The organism is Streptomyces sp. NPDC005202 (assembly GCF_040608235.1).
Classification (GTDB): domain Bacteria; phylum Actinomycetota; class Actinomycetes; order Streptomycetales; family Streptomycetaceae; genus Streptomyces.
Genome location: NZ_JBEXHW010000006.1, coordinates 171,685 through 188,808 on the forward strand (window position 1 = coordinate 171,685; position 17,124 = coordinate 188,808).

General features: G+C 71.4%; 15 protein-coding genes and 2 pseudogenes. 12 read left to right on the forward strand and 5 right to left on the reverse strand.

Features of this window, described 5'->3' with window-relative positions; translation table 11 throughout:
• Positions 1 to 94 precede the first annotated feature (94 nt).
• Genes ABZV31_RS13450 through ABZV31_RS13460 form a run of 3 tightly spaced genes read left to right on the forward strand, consistent with a single transcriptional unit; the run spans position 95 to position 1,371 of the window.
• Positions 95 to 610, forward strand: a complete 516-nt coding sequence (locus ABZV31_RS13450) for an NUDIX domain-containing protein (RefSeq protein WP_355892271.1) — start codon at positions 95 to 97, stop codon at positions 608 to 610.
• A 45-nt stretch (positions 611 to 655) separates the two neighbouring features.
• On the forward strand, positions 656 to 1,048 hold the full coding sequence (locus ABZV31_RS13455; RefSeq protein ID WP_355892459.1) for a DUF202 domain-containing protein: 393 nt from the start codon (positions 656 to 658) through the stop codon (positions 1,046 to 1,048).
• Positions 1,045 to 1,371 carry a DUF202 domain-containing protein gene (locus ABZV31_RS13460; RefSeq protein ID WP_355892273.1) on the forward strand — a complete coding sequence of 109 codons (327 nt, stop codon included), beginning with the start codon at positions 1,045 to 1,047 and terminating at the stop codon, positions 1,369 to 1,371. The genes ABZV31_RS13455 and ABZV31_RS13460 overlap by 4 nt, the downstream gene beginning before the upstream one ends.
• A 28-nt stretch (positions 1,372 to 1,399) precedes the next feature.
• On the opposite strand, the pseudogene ABZV31_RS13465 reads toward ABZV31_RS13460, so the two are convergent.
• Positions 1,400 to 2,359: pseudogene (locus ABZV31_RS13465) on the reverse strand (NADP-dependent oxidoreductase).
• 113 nt (positions 2,360 to 2,472) lie between these two features.
• Here ABZV31_RS13465 and ABZV31_RS13470 point away from each other — a divergent pair.
• The 3 genes from ABZV31_RS13470 (at position 2,473) to ABZV31_RS13480 (ending at position 5,233) form a co-directional block, all read left to right on the forward strand.
• On the forward strand, positions 2,473 to 2,769 hold the full coding sequence (locus ABZV31_RS13470) for a hypothetical protein (protein WP_355892276.1): 297 nt from the start codon (positions 2,473 to 2,475) through the stop codon (positions 2,767 to 2,769).
• A 208-nt stretch (positions 2,770 to 2,977) separates the two neighbouring features.
• On the forward strand, positions 2,978 to 4,012 hold the full coding sequence (locus ABZV31_RS13475; protein WP_355892279.1) for a phosphotransferase family protein: 1,035 nt from the start codon (positions 2,978 to 2,980) through the stop codon (positions 4,010 to 4,012).
• A 6-nt stretch (positions 4,013 to 4,018) separates the two neighbouring features.
• Positions 4,019 to 5,233 (forward strand): acyl-CoA dehydrogenase, encoded by a 1,215-nt coding sequence (locus tag ABZV31_RS13480; protein WP_355892281.1) that lies wholly within the window; start codon positions 4,019 to 4,021, stop codon positions 5,231 to 5,233.
• A gap of 59 nt (positions 5,234 to 5,292) precedes the next feature.
• Here the strand turns inward: ABZV31_RS13480 and ABZV31_RS13485 are convergent, their stop codons facing one another.
• Genes ABZV31_RS13485 through ABZV31_RS13495 form a run of 3 tightly spaced genes read right to left on the reverse strand, consistent with a single transcriptional unit; the run spans position 5,293 to position 8,340 of the window.
• On the reverse strand, positions 5,293 to 5,886 hold the full coding sequence (locus tag ABZV31_RS13485) for a TetR/AcrR family transcriptional regulator (RefSeq protein ID WP_355892283.1): 594 nt from the start codon (positions 5,884 to 5,886) through the stop codon (positions 5,293 to 5,295).
• A gap of 25 nt (positions 5,887 to 5,911) precedes the next feature.
• Entirely contained in the window at positions 5,912 to 7,579 is a 1,668-nt protein-coding gene (locus tag ABZV31_RS13490) for an AMP-binding protein (RefSeq protein ID WP_355892285.1), read from the reverse strand.
• Positions 7,576 to 8,340, reverse strand: coding sequence for an SDR family oxidoreductase (locus ABZV31_RS13495; RefSeq protein ID WP_355892287.1), 765 nt, complete (start codon positions 8,338 to 8,340; stop codon positions 7,576 to 7,578). The genes ABZV31_RS13490 and ABZV31_RS13495 overlap by 4 nt, the downstream gene beginning before the upstream one ends.
• Before the next feature lie 193 nt (positions 8,341 to 8,533).
• On the opposite strand from ABZV31_RS13495, the gene ABZV31_RS13500 reads away from it, so the two are divergent.
• Positions 8,534 to 9,781: a DUF1343 domain-containing protein gene (locus tag ABZV31_RS13500; protein ID WP_355892290.1), complete on the forward strand. Its 1,248-nt coding sequence runs from the start codon at positions 8,534 to 8,536 to the stop codon at positions 9,779 to 9,781.
• Positions 9,782 to 9,861: 80 nt separating this feature from the next.
• Positions 9,862 to 11,178, forward strand: a complete 1,317-nt coding sequence (locus ABZV31_RS13505) for a serine-threonine protein kinase (RefSeq protein WP_355892292.1) — start codon at positions 9,862 to 9,864, stop codon at positions 11,176 to 11,178.
• Between the two features lie 37 nt (positions 11,179 to 11,215).
• Here ABZV31_RS13505 and ABZV31_RS13510 read toward each other — a convergent pair whose 3' ends face one another.
• Entirely contained in the window at positions 11,216 to 14,005 is a 2,790-nt protein-coding gene (locus ABZV31_RS13510; protein ID WP_355892295.1) for a penicillin acylase family protein, read from the reverse strand.
• Positions 14,006 to 14,096: 91 nt separating this feature from the next.
• Between ABZV31_RS13510 and ABZV31_RS13515 the strand changes: the two genes are divergently transcribed.
• From ABZV31_RS13515 to ABZV31_RS13530, 4 genes and pseudogenes are all read left to right on the forward strand, one after another.
• The gene (locus ABZV31_RS13515) at positions 14,097 to 14,240 is read left to right on the forward strand and encodes a hypothetical protein (RefSeq protein ID WP_355892298.1); all 144 of its coding nucleotides are present in this window, start codon (positions 14,097 to 14,099) and stop codon (positions 14,238 to 14,240) included.
• A gap of 15 nt (positions 14,241 to 14,255) precedes the next feature.
• Complete coding sequence (locus ABZV31_RS13520; RefSeq protein WP_355892300.1) at positions 14,256 to 14,858, forward strand: hypothetical protein; 603 nt, start codon at positions 14,256 to 14,258, stop codon at positions 14,856 to 14,858.
• Positions 14,859 to 15,005: 147 nt separating this feature from the next.
• A pseudogene (locus tag ABZV31_RS13525) lies at positions 15,006 to 15,735 on the forward strand (3-keto-5-aminohexanoate cleavage protein).
• Positions 15,736 to 16,030: 295 nt separating this feature from the next.
• The gene (locus tag ABZV31_RS13530; protein ID WP_355892303.1) at positions 16,031 to 17,098 is read left to right on the forward strand and encodes an RNA ligase (ATP); all 1,068 of its coding nucleotides are present in this window, start codon (positions 16,031 to 16,033) and stop codon (positions 17,096 to 17,098) included.
• Positions 17,099 to 17,124: the final 26 nt, after the last annotated feature.

Below are 17,124 nucleotides of genomic sequence, written 5' to 3' on the forward strand. Positions count from 1 at the left end.
TCGCCGGCCCGGAGCGCCAGGACACCTTGCCGGCCCGGGGAGCACCAGGACACCTTGCCGCCCGGAGCACCCGGGCACCTGCTTGGATGGCGCCATGAGTGCGGCAGACGAGATCCTCGACATCGTCGACGAGCAGGACCGGGTCGTCGGGCAGTCCCCCCGCGGCGAGGCGTACGCGCGGGGCCTGCGCCACCGCTGCGTGTTCATCCAGGCCCGGGACGCCGAGGGCCGCGTCTTCGTCCACCGCCGCACGCCGACCAAGCTGGTCTTCCCCTCGCTGTACGACATGTTCGTCGGCGGGGTCGTCGGGGCGGGCGAGTCCTACGACGACGCGGCCCTGCGCGAGGCCGAGGAGGAGCTCGGGGTGACGGGGCTCCCCCGCCCCGAGTACCTCTTCAAGTTCCTCTACGACGACGGCGCCGGCCAGACCTGGTGGTCGGCGGTCTACCAGGTGCGCTGCGACCTGCCGGTGCGGCCGCAGGCCGAGGAGGTCGCCTGGCACGACTTCCTGCCCGAGGACGAGGTGGAGCGCCGCCTGCGGGAGTGGGAGTGGGTGCCGGACGGCTTGGCGGCGTACGAGCGGCTCAAGGCGTACAGGTCGATGGGGTGAGGTGGTCCGCAGACCACGGAGCTCCTGGGTAAGGTCCCTCGCGTGATCGACGACTTCGTACGGAACGTCCGGTTGTGGTTCGCCCCGCAAGAGGTCCGTCAGGAGGGCCACACGCCCGACTACCGCTTCTCGCTGGCCAACGAGCGGACCTTTCTGGCCTGGCTGCGCACCGCCCTCGCCCTGATCGGCGGCGGCTTCGCGGTGGACCAGTTCCTGCCGGACCTGCGCTGGGCCTGGCGCATCGGCCTCGCGCTGGCCCTGCTCGGCGCGGGCGTGCTGTGCTCCCTGCGCGCGGTCAACCACTGGGTGCGCTGCGAGCGGGCGATGCGTCGCGGCGAGGACCTGCCGGCGTCGCGCTTCCCGGCACTGCTGAGCGTCGTCGTCGCGGTCGTCGCCGTCGCCATGGTCGTCGTCGTTCTCGTCGGTTGGGAACGGTGAGCGCGGACACGGCGGGCCGGCGCCGGGACCCCGGACTGCAGCCCGAGCGCACCCGGCTCGCCTGGCGGCGTACGACACTCTCCAGCACGGTCGCCGCCGTCCTCGCCGTGCGGACGGCCCTGCGCGGCGGCGTGTCGCCCGCCGGTGTCGTCGTCTGCGCCCTGTGCTGCGCGCTCTGGCTGGGCTTCCTGCTGGTCGCCCACCTTCGCATCCGCGCCCTCGCTCGGACGGCCAGTCCCGCGGCCCTCGCCCCACGGCACGCCACGGCGGCCGCCCTGTGCACCGTGGCCGTGGCGGTCTGCGCGGCGGTGCTGGTCGTCTAGGAACGAGCTCGGCCTGCGGTCGGCCCGCCTACCGGCCGCTCTCCTCCTCCCAGTCCACCGTCACCACGATCTTCCCCCGCGTCCGCCCCTCCTGGTTCAGCCGCTGCGCGTCCGCCGCCCGCTCCAGCGGGAACGTCTGCGACACGTGCACGGACACCACGCCCTGCTCGGCCAGTTCGCTCAGCCGCAGCAGGTCTCGGGCGTCGGGGCGGACGAAGTAGTAGCGGCCGCGTAGTAGCGGCCGCCGTAGCCGACGACGTCCGGGTCCGCGATGGACACCAGGCGGCCCTCCGGCGCCAGCAGGTTCGCCGAGGTCTTGGTGGTGTCGCGTCATCGGCACGGCGAGCGAGCGCAACCACGACTTCGTGCGCTCCCTGGGCGGCGAACCGGTGACCTACGGCGAGGGGCTGGCCGAGCGGGTGCGGGGGCTCGCGCCCGAGGGTGTGGACGCGGCGTTCGACACCATCGGCGGACGCGGGCGCCGAAGTGCCGGGCCAGCTGCACGGCGATCGAGCCGGCCCCGCCCGCGGCCGCGTGCACGAGCAGGTCTCGCCCCGCTTCACCTCGAGCGCCTTGGTGAGCACCTGGTAGGCGGTGAGCCCGGTGAGCGGCAGACCGGCCGCCTCCTCGAAGGAGAGGGTGCGCAACTTGCGGGCCAGCGTGCGCACCGGGGCGGCCACGTACACGGCGAAGGTGCCGCGGCAAAGGAAGTCCTCGCGCACGTAACCGATGACCTCGTCACCGACGGCGAACTCCGTGACGGACGCCCCCGGCCGCACCACCACCCCGGAGACGTCCCAGCCGGGGACCACTGGGAAGACGGCGTCGAGCCGTCCAGGTAGCCCTCGCGGCACTTCCAGTCGACGGGGTTCACGGCCGCCGCCCGTACCTACACCAGCACCGAGTCGGGTCCGACCTTGGGGTCGCGGACCTCCCCGTACTCGAGCACCTCGGGGCCGCCGTAGCGGTTGTAGCTGATGCCCTTCATGCCACCGGCCCTCCGGGGTACTTGAACGCCACGCAACCGGGATGCCCGAATATGCACCGTTTGCGTGGCAGCCTGTCCGTCGTCATCACCCGATCCCCCTGAAGGTGAGCTCCATGACCGTCCTCCACCAGGAACACGCCACCCACACCCACACGCACGGCCCGGACTGCGGCCACACCGAGGTGCCGCACGGCGACCACGTCGACTACGCGCACGACGGCCACCTGCACCGCGAGCACGCCGGACACTGGGACGAGTGCGAGCCCGGCGGCCACACCGCCCACGAGGGCCATGACCACCAGCACGGCGAGAACTGCGGGCACCGGCGCGTTCGGCACGGCGACCACGTCGACTATCTGCACGACGGCCACCGGCACGCCGAGCACGACGGCCACTGGGACGACCACTGACACAGACACCGCCTGCCGGCCCGTGACGCGGCCGTCGCCCGACGGCCGCGGACCCGGTCGGCCACCACCCCCCCGACAGCTCCCCGCGCACCGCGCGGGGAGCTGTCGGCCTATCGTGGCCCCGATCACGTTCGGCCCGCGCACTGGACGACATACCGACCGGTCGGCATCATGGTCGGGTCCCGTTCATGCGTCCGTAGGAGCAATGATGAGCCCCGACCACCCGCCCGGACTCGATCTCGACCGGCTGCGCGGCCTGCTCGACCGAGAGCAGCCCGGCCTGGCGCAGGGCCCTCTGACCGGCCGGCTGATCGAGGGCGGACGGTCGAACCTCACGTACGAGGTCTCGGACGGCACCTCCAAGTGGGTCGTACGGCGTCCCCCGCTCGGCCACGTCCTGGCCACCGCGCACGACATGAAGCGCGAGCACCGGGTGATCAGCGCGCTGCACCCGACGAACGTGCCGGTGCCGCGTCCCGTCCTGCTGTGCGAGGACGAGGAGGTGCTCGGGGCGCCGTTCTACGTCATGGAGTTCGTGGCGGGCACGCCGTACCGCACCGCCGACCAGCTCGCCCCGCTGGGCGAGGAGCGCACGCGTCAGGCGGTGCTGTCGCTGGTGGACACCCTCGTCGAGCTGCACGCGGTGGACCCCGCCGAGTTGGGCCTTGCGGACTTCGGCCGACCCGAGGGCTTCCTGGACCGGCAGCTGCGACGCTGGGGCAAGCAGCTGGACGCCTCCCGCAACCGCGAGCTGGCCGGGATCGACGAGCTGCACGCAGCGCTCGGCCGCGCCCTGCCCACCTCGCCCGCCCCGGCCGTCGTGCACGGCGACTACCGGCTCGACAACGTCCTGATCGGCGACGACGACAGGATCAGGGCGATCCTCGACTGGGAGATGTCGACGCTCGGCGACCCGCTCACCGACCTCGGTCTGCTGGTGATGTACAGCATGCCGCTGAGCATGCCCGACTCGCCCGTCTCCACCACCGCCGAGGCCGCCGGGCACCCCTCGCCCGCCGAGCTGATCGAACGGTACGCCGCGCGCTCGGGGCGCGACGTCTCCGCGGTCTCCTGGTACACGGCGTTCGCCTGGTTCAAGCTCGCCGTGATCCTGGAGGGCATCCACTACCGCTACACGCTCGGACAGACCGTCGGCCGCGGCTTCGACCGCATCGGCGACCTGGTCCCCGTCTTCATCGAGCACGGCCTGACCACTCTTCACGAAGGCCTTCAGGAGGGCTGATCCGTCATGGACTTCGCGTTCGACGCACGCACCGAAGAGCTGCGCGCCAAACTCCTCGCCTTCATGGACGAGTACGTCTACCCCGCCGAGCAGGTCGCGCACGAGCAGCGCGCGCAGCTGGCCTCGCCGTGGGACACCCCGCCGGTCGTCGAGGAACTGAAGGCCGAGGCGCGCCGGCAGGGCCTGTGGAACCTCTTCCTCCCCGATGCGGAGTACGGCGCCGGGCTGACCAACCTCCAGTACGCCCCGCTCGCCGAGATCACCGGCCGCTCCCCGCAGTTGGCGCCCACCGCGACGAACTGCGCCGCCCCCGACACGGGCAACATGGAGGTGCTCGCGCAGTTCGGCGACGAGCGGCAGAAGAAGCAGTGGCTGGAGCCTCTGCTCGCCGGTGAGATCCGCTCGGCGTTCGCGATGACCGAGCCGGAGGTGGCCTCCTCGGACGCCACCAACATCACCACGCACATCGAGCGGGACGGCGACGAGTACGTCATCACCGGCCGCAAGTGGTACATCTCCGGGGCGATGAGTCCGGACTGCAAGATCTTCATCGTGATGGGCAAGACGGACCCGGACGGCGCGGACATCCGCCGCCAGCAGTCCATGGTCCTGGTCCCCCGCGACACGCCCGGCGTCACAGTCAAGCGGGCCATGCAGGTCTTCGGGTACGAGGACCACTACCACGGCGGCCACGCCGAGGTGGTCTTCGACCACGCGCGCGTGCCGGTCTCCAACCTGATCGGCGAGGAGGGCGGCGGCTTCGCCATCGCCCAGGCCCGCCTCGGTCCGGGCCGCATCCACCACTGCATGCGCCTGATCGGCATGGCGGAGCGGGCCATCGAGCTGATGTGCAGGCGAGCCGTCTCCCGGACGGCCTTCGGCAAGGCACTGGCCCAGCAGGGCGTGGTCCACAACTGGATCGCGGACGCGCGGGTGGCGGTGGAGCAGCTGCGCCTGCTCGTGCTGAAGACCGCCTGGATGATGGACACGGTCGGCAACCGGGGTGCCCACTCGGAGATCCAGGCCATCAAGATCGCCACGCCCCGCACGGTCGTCGACATCATCGACAAGGCGATCCAGCTGCATGGCGCGGGCGGCGTCAGCCAGGACTTCCCGCTGGCCGAGCTCTACGCCGGCGCCCGCACCCTGATGATCGCCGACGGCCCGGACGAGGTGCACCAGCGGTCCCTGGCGCGCCGGGAGCTGAAGAAGTACCTGTGAGCCACGGGTAAGGGGCGGCTGCCATGTGCAGCCGCCCCTTACCCGTGCGTGAACGGGAATTACGGGCGCAGCGCCCGCAGCAGCAGGTCGGCCAGGTGGTCGGCGACCTCCTGGGGGCTGAGCGGGCCGTCGGGGCGGTACCAGGTCGACAGGTGGTGGACCGAGCCGAAGTGGTAGTCCACCACCAGGTCGGCGGGGGTCGCCTTGGAGAAGACGCCCGCCTGCTGGCCCTCCTCGATGAGCGCACGGAAGCGTTCGTGGTAGCGCCGGCGCTCGGCGCGCACCTGCTTGTTCTTCTCCGGGCTGAGGTGGTGCATGGAGCGGAAGAAGATCATCGCGTCGTCGAGGTTCTCGATCGTCGTGACGACGACGTCCGCGGCCGCGTCCCTGAGGCGCTTCTCGACCGGCTCGTCGGCGTCCGCGAAGGCGTCCAGCCGCTCCTGCTGGACGCGCAGCACGCGCGCGTACACCTCGTGCAGGAGGTCGTCCTTGGAGCCGAAGTAGTGGTAGAGCGCCCCCTTGGTCACGCCGGCCGCCTCGACGATCTCCTGCACCGAGGTGCGGTCGTAGCCCTGCTCGGCGAAGAGCCGGGTGGCGGCGGCCAGCAGCCGCTGCGGCACAGGAGTCCCGTCCCCGTCCGTCGTCCTGGGCACTGCCGCCACCTGCCTTTCCGTGGTTCTACAGACTGTCGCGCGCGCGGGAACGCAGTTCCCGACGGAGGATCTTCCCACTTGCCGTCTTCGGCAAGTCCGGCAGGATCTCGACCTGCCGCGGGTATTTGTAGGCGGCCAGTCTCTCCTTGCAGTACGCGGCCAGCGCATCCGGGTCCGTCTCGGCGCCCGGACGGAGGCTGATGTACGCCTTGACGGTCTCCCCGCGGTACCCGTCCGGCACTCCCACGACGGCCGCCTCGCGCACCGCCGGGTGCGTGTAGAGCACATCCTCGACCTCGCGTGGCCAGACCTTGAAGCCGGAGGCGTTGATCATGTCCTTCTTGCGGTCGACGACGTAGAGCCAGCCCTGCTCGTCCATGAAACCGATGTCGCCGGTGCGCAGTTCCCCGTCCGGGAACGTCTCGGCGGTGGCGTCGGGGCGCCGCCAGTAGCCGGGCACGACCTGCGGGCCTCGCACGACGATCTCGCCCTGCTCGCCGAAGGGCACCTCCTCGCCCTGGTCGTCGACGATCCGTACGACGGTGTCCGGCCCGGGCACACCGACGGCCAGCGTCCCGGAGGCCGGGTCGACGGGCGCCTCGCGGCCGGGCGGAACCGAGGCACAGGGCGCCGTGCACTCGGTGAGGCCGTAGCCGTTGCGGATGTACGGCCCGAAGTCCGCCCGGAACTTCTCCACCAGCGCGGGCGGCAGCGGGGCGCCGCCGGAGGAGATGATCCGGAAGGAGGAGAAGTGGTCCGGGGTGACGGACGGGTGGGCGGCCAGCGCCATGAAGGCGGTCGACGGGCCGACCGTGTAGTGCGGCCGGTGCTCGGCGAACGCGTCCAGCACGGCCCCGGGCTCGAAGCGGTACGCCAGCACCAGCGTGCCCGCGCTGTTCAGGCAGGCGCCGAACTCGCAGACCATGCCGGTGATGTGGAACAGCGGCGCCATCGCGAAGTAGACGGGCGCCTCGGGCAGGCCCAGGCCGGTCCGCTGCCGCTCGGCGTTGTACATGATGTTGCCGTGCGTGTTGGTGGCCCCCTTGGGGGTGCCGCTGGTGCCGGAGGTGTAGCTGATCAGCGCGATGTCCGAGGGCGCCGGGTCGCGGCCCTCGGGCGCCTTGTGGCCCTGCCGGGCAACGGTCACCAGGTCGTCGGCGTCCGGGGCCTGCGGCAGCCGCTCGAAGGTGAGCACGCGCGGGTCGTTGCGGGTCTGGAAGTCCAGCTCACAGCCGGTGAGCACGATCCGCACCAAAGAATCCGCGGCCGTGGCCCGCAGATACGACTCCCAGGCCCGGTCGGAGCAGATCAGCGCGGCCACCTCGCCGTCCCGCAGGACGTGGCCGACCTCCCCCGACTTGTACATCGGGTTGACGGGCACGACGGTCGCGCCCGCCTTCCACACGCCGAGGACCGCCAGCACGAAGTGCGGGGAGTTCTGCAGCAGGACGGCGACCCGGTCGCCGCGTTCCAGGCCGCGGGCGGCGAGGTGGCCGGCGATCGAGTCGCTCAGCTCGTCGACCTCACGGTAGGTCAGGCGGGCGTCGAAGTAGGCGAGGGAGGGGCGGTCGGGTGCCTCGGCGACGGCCCGGCGCAGGGCGTGCACGAGGGAGTCGGCGGGGTCGATCGGGGCGCGCTGGGCGTCGTCGAGGAGGGCCAGCCAGGGCTTGGCCGCGTACCGGGAGGCGGTCACTGGACCTCCTCCCACTTCTGCTGGATGTGGTTCATGTTCGTCAGCCAGCGGTCGGGGTCGGTGGCCCGGGCCTGGTAGTACCCGGCGACCTCGGGGTGCGGAAGGATCAGGAAGCGGTCCTCCTCGATGCCCTTGAACAGGGCGTCCGCCACGTCCTCCGGCTCGATCGCGGTCGGCTGCAGGACCAGGTCGCCCGCGCTGCCGGTCGCGGCCAGCATGTCGGTGCGCACGCCCTGCGGACAGATGGCGTGCACCTTGATCCCGCGGTGGCGGTAGGTCAGCGACAGCCACTCGGCGAAGGCGTACGCGCCGTGCTTGGTGACGCTGTAGGGGGCGGCGCCGATCATGGTGAGCAGCCCGGCGGCGGAGACGGTGGAGACGAAGCGGCCGCTGCCGCGCTCCAGCCAGGCCGGGAGCAGCGCCTGGGCGGCGCGGACGTGGGCCATGACGTTGACGTCCCAGGCGCGGGCCCAGACCTGCTCGCCGGCGGCCTCGGAGCCGCCCGAGGCGAGGCCCGCGTTGGCGCAGTAGACGTCGACGGTGCCGCCGAGCGCGTCGCGGGCCTCGGTCACGATCGCGGAGGCGTCTCCCGGTACCGCGATGCCGCCGATCTCCCCGGCCACGGCCTTGGCCCGGTCGGCGTCGAGGTCGTTGACGACGACCCGGGCCCCCTCGGCGGCGAACCGGCGGGCCAGAGCAGCCCCGATGCCGCCCCCAGCTCCGGTGACGACCACTCCAGCACCCTGAACGGCTTCCACCATCGGTCTCCTTCGACACGACGTCACGGTGCGAGACACGCCCCGCATCGGCACTGCTGAAGCGTCAGACTAACCGGTCGGTATGTGGCGGCGGAAGAGGCGTCCCCGACGCGAACCGGTCCGGTTCGTTCCGCTGGGCCGTGGCGCACGCTAGCGTGCGTGGGCATGACACCGCCGCGATCACGGAGGTCACCGCATGAAGCTGTCCAGACGGAGCCTGCTCGCCGGCACGGCCGCGGTCGCGGCATTGGCGGCCCCCGCGGCCCCGGCACAGGTGGCCCCGGAGGCCGCCGGCCGCCGGCTGCGCACCGGGTTCGAGCGCCTCGCCGCGGACGGCTACGCCCTCCTCGACGGGCAGCGGGTCGGCATCGTCACCAACCCGACCGGCGTCACCCGGGACGTGCGCCACATCGTCGACGTCATGCATGCCGACCGCCGCGTGAACCTGGTCGCCGTCTTCGGCCCCGAGCACGGTTTCCGCGGCACCGCGCAGGCGGGCGGCTCCGAGGGCCGCTACGACGACCCGGCGACCGGGCTGCCCGTCTACGACACCTACCTGAAGAGCGGGCAGCCGCTGGCCGACGTCTTCGCCGCGTCCGGCGTGGACACCGTCGTCTTCGACATCCAGGACGTGGGCGCGCGCTTCTACACGTACATCTGGACGCTGTACGACTGCATGGAGGCGGCCCGGCTCGCGGGCAAGCGGTTCGTGGTGCTCGACCGGCCCAACCCGGTGACCGGGCGGGAGGCCCTGGGACCGGTGCTGCACAAGGAGTTCGCGACCTTCGTCGGGCGGCAGCCGATCTCCCAGGCGCACGGCATGACGGTCGCGGAGCTGGCACGGCTGTTCAACGGGGAGTTCCTGACCGCGCCGGTGCCGCTGGAGACCGTGCTGATGACCGGCTGGAAGCGGTCGGACTTCTACGACTCCTCCGGACTGCCGTGGGTGCCGCCGAGCCCGAACATGCCGACCCCCGACACCGCCCTCGTCTACTCCGGGACGTGTCTGTTCGAGGGGACGAACCTGTCGGAGGGGCGCGGGACCACCCACCCCTTCGAACTGCTCGGCGCCGAGGGCATCGACGGACGGTGGGCGGCCGCGGCCAACGGCCTCGGGCTGCCCGGCGTCCACTTCAGGGAGGCGTACTTCGCGCCCACCTTCTCCAAGTTTCAGGGCACGACCGTCGGCGGAGTCCAGATCCATGTGCACGACCGGGCCGCGTACGACCCCGTGCGGACCGGGATCGCACTGCTCGTGACCGCCAGGAAGATCTGGAGCGGCTTCACCTGGCGCTCCGACAACTGGATCGACAAACTCACCGGCTCCACGCAGGTGCGCACGATGATCGACGCGGGAGCGGGCACCGACGAGGTGGTGGCGGGCTGGCGGGAGGAGCTGGCCGCGTTCCGTAAGCTACGGAAGGAATATCTCCTCTACGGATGAGCCGTGACGTATGGTCAACCCCGCCCTTTGGCAGGACGATGCGCCCATATCGCACCACTCCGGTGGACGAAGGGTCGGTCATGGCGGATGTGGAGATGAGCGTGACGCCCTACTGGGAGCTGACCTTCGACGCCGACGGGGACGTCGACGGCCGGGGGCGGGACCGGCTGCTCGCCGGGGTCGGACACAAGGGAGTGCGTGACCTGATCGTCTTCGCGCACGGCTGGAACAACGACCGCTCGGGCGCGACCCGGCTCTACAGCCGCTTCTTCGCGCCGGTCCCGCAGCTCGCCGCAGCGGCCCGGATCGGGTACGTGGGCGTGGTGTGGCCGTCGATGCGGTTCAGCGACGAGCCGATCCCGGACTTCCCGCGCTCCACTGCGGCCGAGCCGGCGCCGCGCCCGGCGCTCGACGAGGACACCCGGCACGCGCTGCTGGAGTCCTTCCCGGGGCGGGCCACGGTGATCGACCAGATCGCGCGCATGCTGGACCAGCACCCGCGCGAGGAGGCCGAGCTGGAGGAGTACGGGCGCCTGGTGCGGCTGCTCGTCGAGGTGGTGCCGCCGGGGCCGCAGGCGCTGTTCGCGGCGGACACGGTGGCGGAGGGGGTGCCGCAGAGCGAACCGGAGATGTTCTCCCGGCCCACGGCGACGGTCTGCGACGAGTTCGCCCAGGCGCTGGCGCATCTCGAATCCCCGGCGGGCGAGGCCTCGTTCGCGCTGCCCGACCCGTGGGACGGCGCCCACGAGCTGCTGCGCCAGGCGACGTACTACGCGATGAAGCGGCGCGCGGGCACGGTCGGCGAGCGCGGACTCGGCCCGGCGATCGGCCGGCTCGCGGATGCGGCACCGCACGTGCGGGTCCACCTGGTCGGGCACAGCTTCGGCGGACGGCTGGTGGCGTTCGCGCTGCGCGGGCTGCCCGACGGCGTGCGGGCGGTGAAGTCCGTGACGCTGCTCCAAGGGGCCTTCTCGCACTACGCGTTCGCGGCCCGACTGCCGTACGACACGCGCGCGGGCGGGGTGCTTCAGGGGCAGCAGAACCGCGTCGACGGCCCCCTGGTGTGCTGTTACTCGCGTTTCGACTCGGCGCTCGGCACGCTCTATCCGCTGGCCTCGCGCATGGCGGACGACGACCGGTCGGTCGCGGCCTTCGACATCGGGCGGCTCCTCGGCCCCAAGTGGGGGGCCATGGGGCACGACGGGGTGCAGGGGGTGCCGGGCACGCGCGCGTACACCCTCTCCGACGCGCTGAGGACGCGGCTTTCCGGGTCGGGCTGCGTGAACGTCGACGCGTCCGAGATCGTCCGGCGCGGCGACCCGCCGACCGGGGCGCACAGCGACATCGTGCACCCCGAGCTGGCGCGGCTGGTGCTGGCGGCGGGCCGCATCGGCTGACCCGCCGCCGTTCCGGGATCACCTGTCCAGTGAGGGATCACCGGTGTGACGTGTACTCCACCACCTGCTGGAAGGTGGGCCGGTTCTGCCAGCTGATACTGCCGTGCTTGATGCCGCCCAGCGTGCGCTGGACGATCGAGTCGGCGCACCACTGGTCGCCGGCCGAGCACTGGTCGTCGCCGGGGTAGACCTGGGCCGCGGTCCTGCCGGCCGCCTCCTTCAGCGTGCTGATCAGGATGTCCCGGCAGGCGCTGAGGCTGCCGCCGCCGCAGTACTTCTGCGCCGGCGGACCCTGCACCGGCTCACCGAGCACCGCGCGGATGTCCTTGTCGACATAGCTCCACCAGCCGTACTGGAAGGAGCTCCCCGCGTGCGAGCCGGTCGGGCCGTGCGCGGCCGACGGGGACTCGTCGACCGGCAGGTTGTCGGTGAAGGCGGTGTACAGGTCGCTGCCGAGGCCCGGTTCGAACTCGGCCTTCACCAGCAGCGGCCACCAGGCGTCCAGGATCCGGATCGCGTCGGCGTCGGCGTACGTCTTCGAGCCGGCCGAAATCTCCGTGCGCCTGGCGCCCGCCGACACCCACGCCTGGAGCTTGCTCACGGCCGCCGCGGCCGTCGAATCCGTCACCGTCGAGCTGTTGACGACCTTCAGCAGCTTCGGCAGCACGTCCTCGGCCCGCAGGTCCGCGAGCGCCGCGTCCGCCATCGCCTTCACCAGCGACGTCCGGGTCACGCCGCCCGCCGCGACCAGCTTCTTCACCCGGTCCTCGAGCAGGTTGCCGCGGTGCACGGAGCCGTCGCCCCAGGGCGCGGTCGTGTAGTCCTTGGCCTGCTTGTTGTTCCAGGAGACGTAGTAGTCCTGGTCGATGGAGTTGGGGTGGGCGGACGCGGGCGTGTAGTCGGCCGTGTTGGTCGCCGGGTCCCAGTTCCGCCACTCGTACGCCGCCTGCGCCCACACCGGGAACTCTGCGTCGACGCCGCTGGCCCGCACCGGGTTGTCGCCGCTGTTGTAGTACGCGGTGTGCTGGGAGTCGGCGTAGAACCAGTTGAAGGTGTAGTTGATGTGCTGCACCGCGCTCTGGAAGGTCTGCGGGCTCCTGACGTAGCCAGGGTCGTTGAGCATCTGGAAGCCGATGATCGAGTCGGCCTCGTGCAGGAAGGAGGAGCGCAGGGTGGTGTACGCGACCTTCTTGCCGCCGACGGTGGCGCGGTACTCGACGGGACCGTACTTCGTGCGCCAGACCCGCATCGTGTAGGAGCCGGCCGCCGTTCCGTCGGCGACGGTCGGCGACCAGGAGTTCTTCTGCTCGACCTTGTCCATCGCCGTGCACGTGCCGTGGTACAGGTAGTGGTAGTCGTCCTGGCACAGCTCGACGGCGTAGGTGTCGATGATGTCCTGGCCGGAGGTCGTGGCGCTCCACGAGTAGTCCTGGCCACGGCCGAGTTCGACGTACATGCTCAGGCCCGCGAACGAAGCGCCACGGGCGCTGATGCCCGGACCCTGGATCTCCTGCAGCATCAGCAGCTGGGGCGCGAAGTAGCCGGTCTGCGGGCCGAAGACGGCCACCGGGTGACCGCTCGCCGTGTACTTGCCGCTGACGACCAGGGCGTTGGACATGCCGCGCTTGGCCGAGCTCAGGGTCGTCCTGGCCGCGGTGGCCGAGGCAGTGGTCGCGGCGGAGCCGGCCGCGCTGCCGGTGCGGTCGTGGACGAGGGGCTCCTGGGTCACCGAGCCGGGGTCGGGCAGGGCCTCACCCTTGGGGTCGTCGGGCCGGGAGGCGTACGGGAAGCTCTCGCCGTTGTGGACGGTGAGGACGGCCTCGGGGTCGTTGCGCTCACGGAAGGACTCCCAGACCTTGGTGCCCTCCTCCACGCCGTACTTGGACTGGGCGGCAAGGAGGGAGAGGGCGTTGTTGACCTCGCCGCCACCGCCGGAGCCGAACAGTGCGCCGACGACCGATCCCAGCGCGACCAGGTCGGTGATCTTGAAGTGGTCGATGGTCCCGGCGTTGGTGATCGAGTCCTTGTGGCCGGTGAGGACGTACTCACCGGGGAAGTAGCGGCCGGAGTCGGAGGCGTCGATGTAGGCGTTGATGCCGGCGAGATAGGCATTGGCGTCGGCGAGGGCCTGCTGGCCGCGGGCGCCGTTGCGGGCGACGGCGTTGTCGATCTGGGCCTGCAGATCGGCTTCGGTGTACGGCGCGTTGCGCCAGAACTCCTGCTCCAGGCCCTGGTTGGCGGCTGCACCGCCGGCGAAGGAGGTCAACTGGCCACGTCCGACGTGCCGGAAGACGTCCATGAGCCACAGCCGGTCCTCGGCGGCGGCGTATCCGGCGCCGAACTCGGTGCCGTATCGGGTGGTGCCCGTGATGTGCGGCACACCGGCCTTCTTGTCGCGGACGATCGTCACGTCGCTGCGGCCGGCGGGCTTCTCGCTGGAGGCGACCTGGTCGGAGGGGACCCCTAACGAGGCGTCGTTGAAGAAGGTGTTGATCGCCGCGTCGGTCAGTCCGGAGTAGCCCGTGGCCAGGTTGGCGTAGGGGCCGAGCTGGTCCTCGGCGTGGCTGGGCTGGGTGCCGAAGGCCTGGTTGAGGAGGATCTGGGCGAGGGTTGCGTTGCCGTTCTCGCCGGGCGGCAGGATGTCCGAGCACTGGCCGCCGCAGTAGTCGTTCCCGGCCGTCGCGTCGGCCGCCCCGGCCGCCGCTTGGGAAAAGGGCGACAAAAGACCGGCAATGAGGACGCATACGGATGCCGTCTTCAGGAACCCGGGGAATCTGCGGGGAGTTCTCAGTCTGTCGAGCGCGTTGTGTGGGGTGCGCCGTGGCATGGCAGCTCCTCCCGACGGGGGTGGGGCGGGACGTTACCGCCGGTATCCCCGAGTTGGAAGATGAACATGCGTCACTTTTTGGAGTCACCTCGTGGAGGTCAACCAGGTCGGGCTTATGGAGGGCATCGGAAAACGGATGGAGCCGAATGGCATGTCGACACGTCTATTCGGCGACGTCCGTACGACGACTCCGTACGACGACGCCGCAGTGACCGAAGTACAGGTGCAGATGTGACGGAGGTGCAGGGCGATGGCCGGTTTCCGGAGTCTGGCAAGACAGGTGAGGGACCCGCGGTGCGATCTGGCGCTGCGGCGTTACTCGTTGCGCAAGTGCCTCGAGCGGTTCGCTCCTTATGGGCACAGGGCGACTTGGGACCATCTGTGCTCCCGGGCCGGGTTCGGTCCGGAGGACCGGTCCCCCGATCCGGCGCGGCTCGTGGCCGCACTGGAGGAGTTGGAGGAGGCGCGTTCGGTCTGGCTCGACTACGAGGTCGAGTTCGCCAGGCGCCGTAAGAAGGAGAAGCACGACGGGCTGCGCAGGCCGGGCAGCGTGGACGACTGGCACCGGCTGACCTGGGGCGGTTTCGGCGTCGCCTGGTGCGACGACCCACGGGTCCACCCCCGTGAACCGCTGGCAGAGGTGCTGCGTCGGCTGATCGCGGCGCTGGAGCGCGAACCGGGCTCGTCCTGCCCGGTGTGCGACGGGGAGCGCCTGATCTGGACGTACGACCTGGACCACGAACCGTCGTCGGGTCCGGTCTGCACGGACTGCGGAATCCTGGTGCCGCGTCCGGTGCTCACGCCCGAGGCCCTGGCGTACGCCAGGCGGGGGCGGTTGCTGATGTCGGCGTGAGCCGAAGGAACCGCGTACGACCGGGGGTGCGCCGGGGATGCCGCACCCCCTCTTTGAGCGCGGGCTCATTGTCCACAGCCGGATGACGGTCCACAGGCCGTGCCGGGGCAACGGTCGTTGTCAGTGGTGACCGGCACCATCGAGGGCATGGTGCAGGTCTGTCTCAACGGGCCCCGAGGGGCCGCCGACGGTGCAATGGTGCCGCTGGTGCCGGAAGTGATGGCGCAGTCCGCGGCCGAGGCCGTCGCGGCGGGGGCCACGGACATCCATGCCCACCCCACAACACCCTGCGGGCAGGACACCTTGTCGCCGCGCGGGGTCGCGGCGACGCTCGTGGCGATACGGGCGCAGGTGCGGGTGCCAGTCGGCGTGACCACGGGTTCCTGGGCGGAACCCGACCCGGCGGCCCGGTCGGCGCGCGTGCGCGGCTGGACGGTGCTGCCCGACCACGCCTCGGTCAACTGGCACGAGCCGGGCGCGGAGGAGTTGGCCGCCACCCTGCTCGACCTGGGCGTGCAAGTGGAGGCGGACATCTGGTCCGGGACGGACGGCGCGGCCCGGTTCGCGGTCTCACCGCTCGCGCCGAAGGTGCTGCGGGTGCTCGCGGAGGTGACCGACACGGACGCGGACACGGCCGAGGAGTCGGCGCGGGCGCTGCTGACGGACCTGGGCGACGCGCAGGGCCGCCCCGTGCTGCTGCACGGCGAGAACGGCGGCGCCTGGCCGGTGCTGCGGCTCGCCGGGCGACTCGGCCTCGCCCCCCCGCATCGGACTGGAGGACACGCTGGTCCTGCCGGACGGGGAACGAGCAGCGCCCAACGCCCAGTTGGTCGAGGAGGGCCTGCGTCAGTACGGCCGGGCCGGGCGCACCTCGTAGGGAAGGCAGCGGGCGACGAGCTGCTGTGCGTGGCCGTGCAGGCCCACGACAGCGGCCGCAGCAGGTCTCGTCCGGGCTCGCGAAGCCGTTGAACACCGTGTGGAGGTCCGAAAGAGCGGCGGCAAGGGCGGATGACGGCATGGGAGCCGGTCCCGTCGGGGCTCCGGAGGGCAGCGCGCCGGCCGAAGACCGCGACCCTACCAGCCGCTAATCGGGTCGCTCCATCCCTTTCCCGTGCGGACAGTTGGAGGCGATGAAACACAGGTGAGGAACCCGAGGAAACCAAGGAGCTCCGATGTCGACGCTGCGCGTCACCGCCGAAGTGCTGACCGTCCACGAGCATCCGAACGCCGATGCGCTCGAGCTGGCCCAGGTGGGCCTGTACCGGGCCGTCGTCGCCAAGGGCGCGTACCGCACCGGCGAGGCCGCCGTCTACATCCCCGAGCAGTCCGTGCTCCCGGCCGAGCTGATCGAGGAGCTGGGGCTGACCGGGCGCCTGGCGGGCAGCAACCACGACCGGGTCAAGGCGGTGCGGCTGCGCGGCGAGCTGTCGCAGGGCATCGTCTGCCGGCCGAAAGCGCTCGCGGACGTCGACCTGGCGGAGGCGGCGGCCAAGAGGACCGACTTCGCGGAGCGGCTCGACATCACCAAGTGGGTGCCGCCGATCCCGCCGACCATGGCCGGCGACGTCGAGCCGGCGCCCGGTCTGCTGCCCTGGGTCGACATCGAGAACATCCAGCGCTACCCGGACATCTTCACGCCGGGTGAGCGGGTGGTCCTGACGGAGAAGCTGCACGGTTCGGCGTGCCTGCTCACCTACGTCGCCGAGGACGGCCGCGTGCAGGTCTCGTCCAAGGGCTTCGGCGCGAAGTCGCTGGCACTGAAGGAGGATCCGCGCAACCTGTACTGGCGGGCGGTGCGCGGGCACGGCGTCGCCGACGTCGCGGCCCGGCTGGCCGAGCGGCTGGGGGCGCGCCGGGTCGGGATCTTCGGCGAGGTGTACGGGGCGGGGGTGCAGGACCTGACGTACGGCGCCGACGGGCGACGCGACACGCTGGGGTACGCCGTGTTCGACGTGTCCGCGGAGATCGGCGGGGCGGTGCGGTGGCTGGACGCGGCGGAGCTGCTCGGCGGGGAGCTGCCGTTGGTGCCGCGGCTGTTCGAGGGGCCGTACGACATCGAGCGGGTGCTGGAGTTCGCGTCCGGGCGGGAGACCGTGTCCGGGCGGGAGCTGCATCTGCGGGAGGGTGTGGTGATACGGCCGGTCGTCGAACGGTACAGCCCGGTGATCGGGGGACGGGCCATTGCGAAGGCGGTGAGCCCGGCGTACCTGACGCGGAAGGGCGGAACCGAGTACGAGTGAGCCGGGGTTCGGCAAAGCCCGCTGCC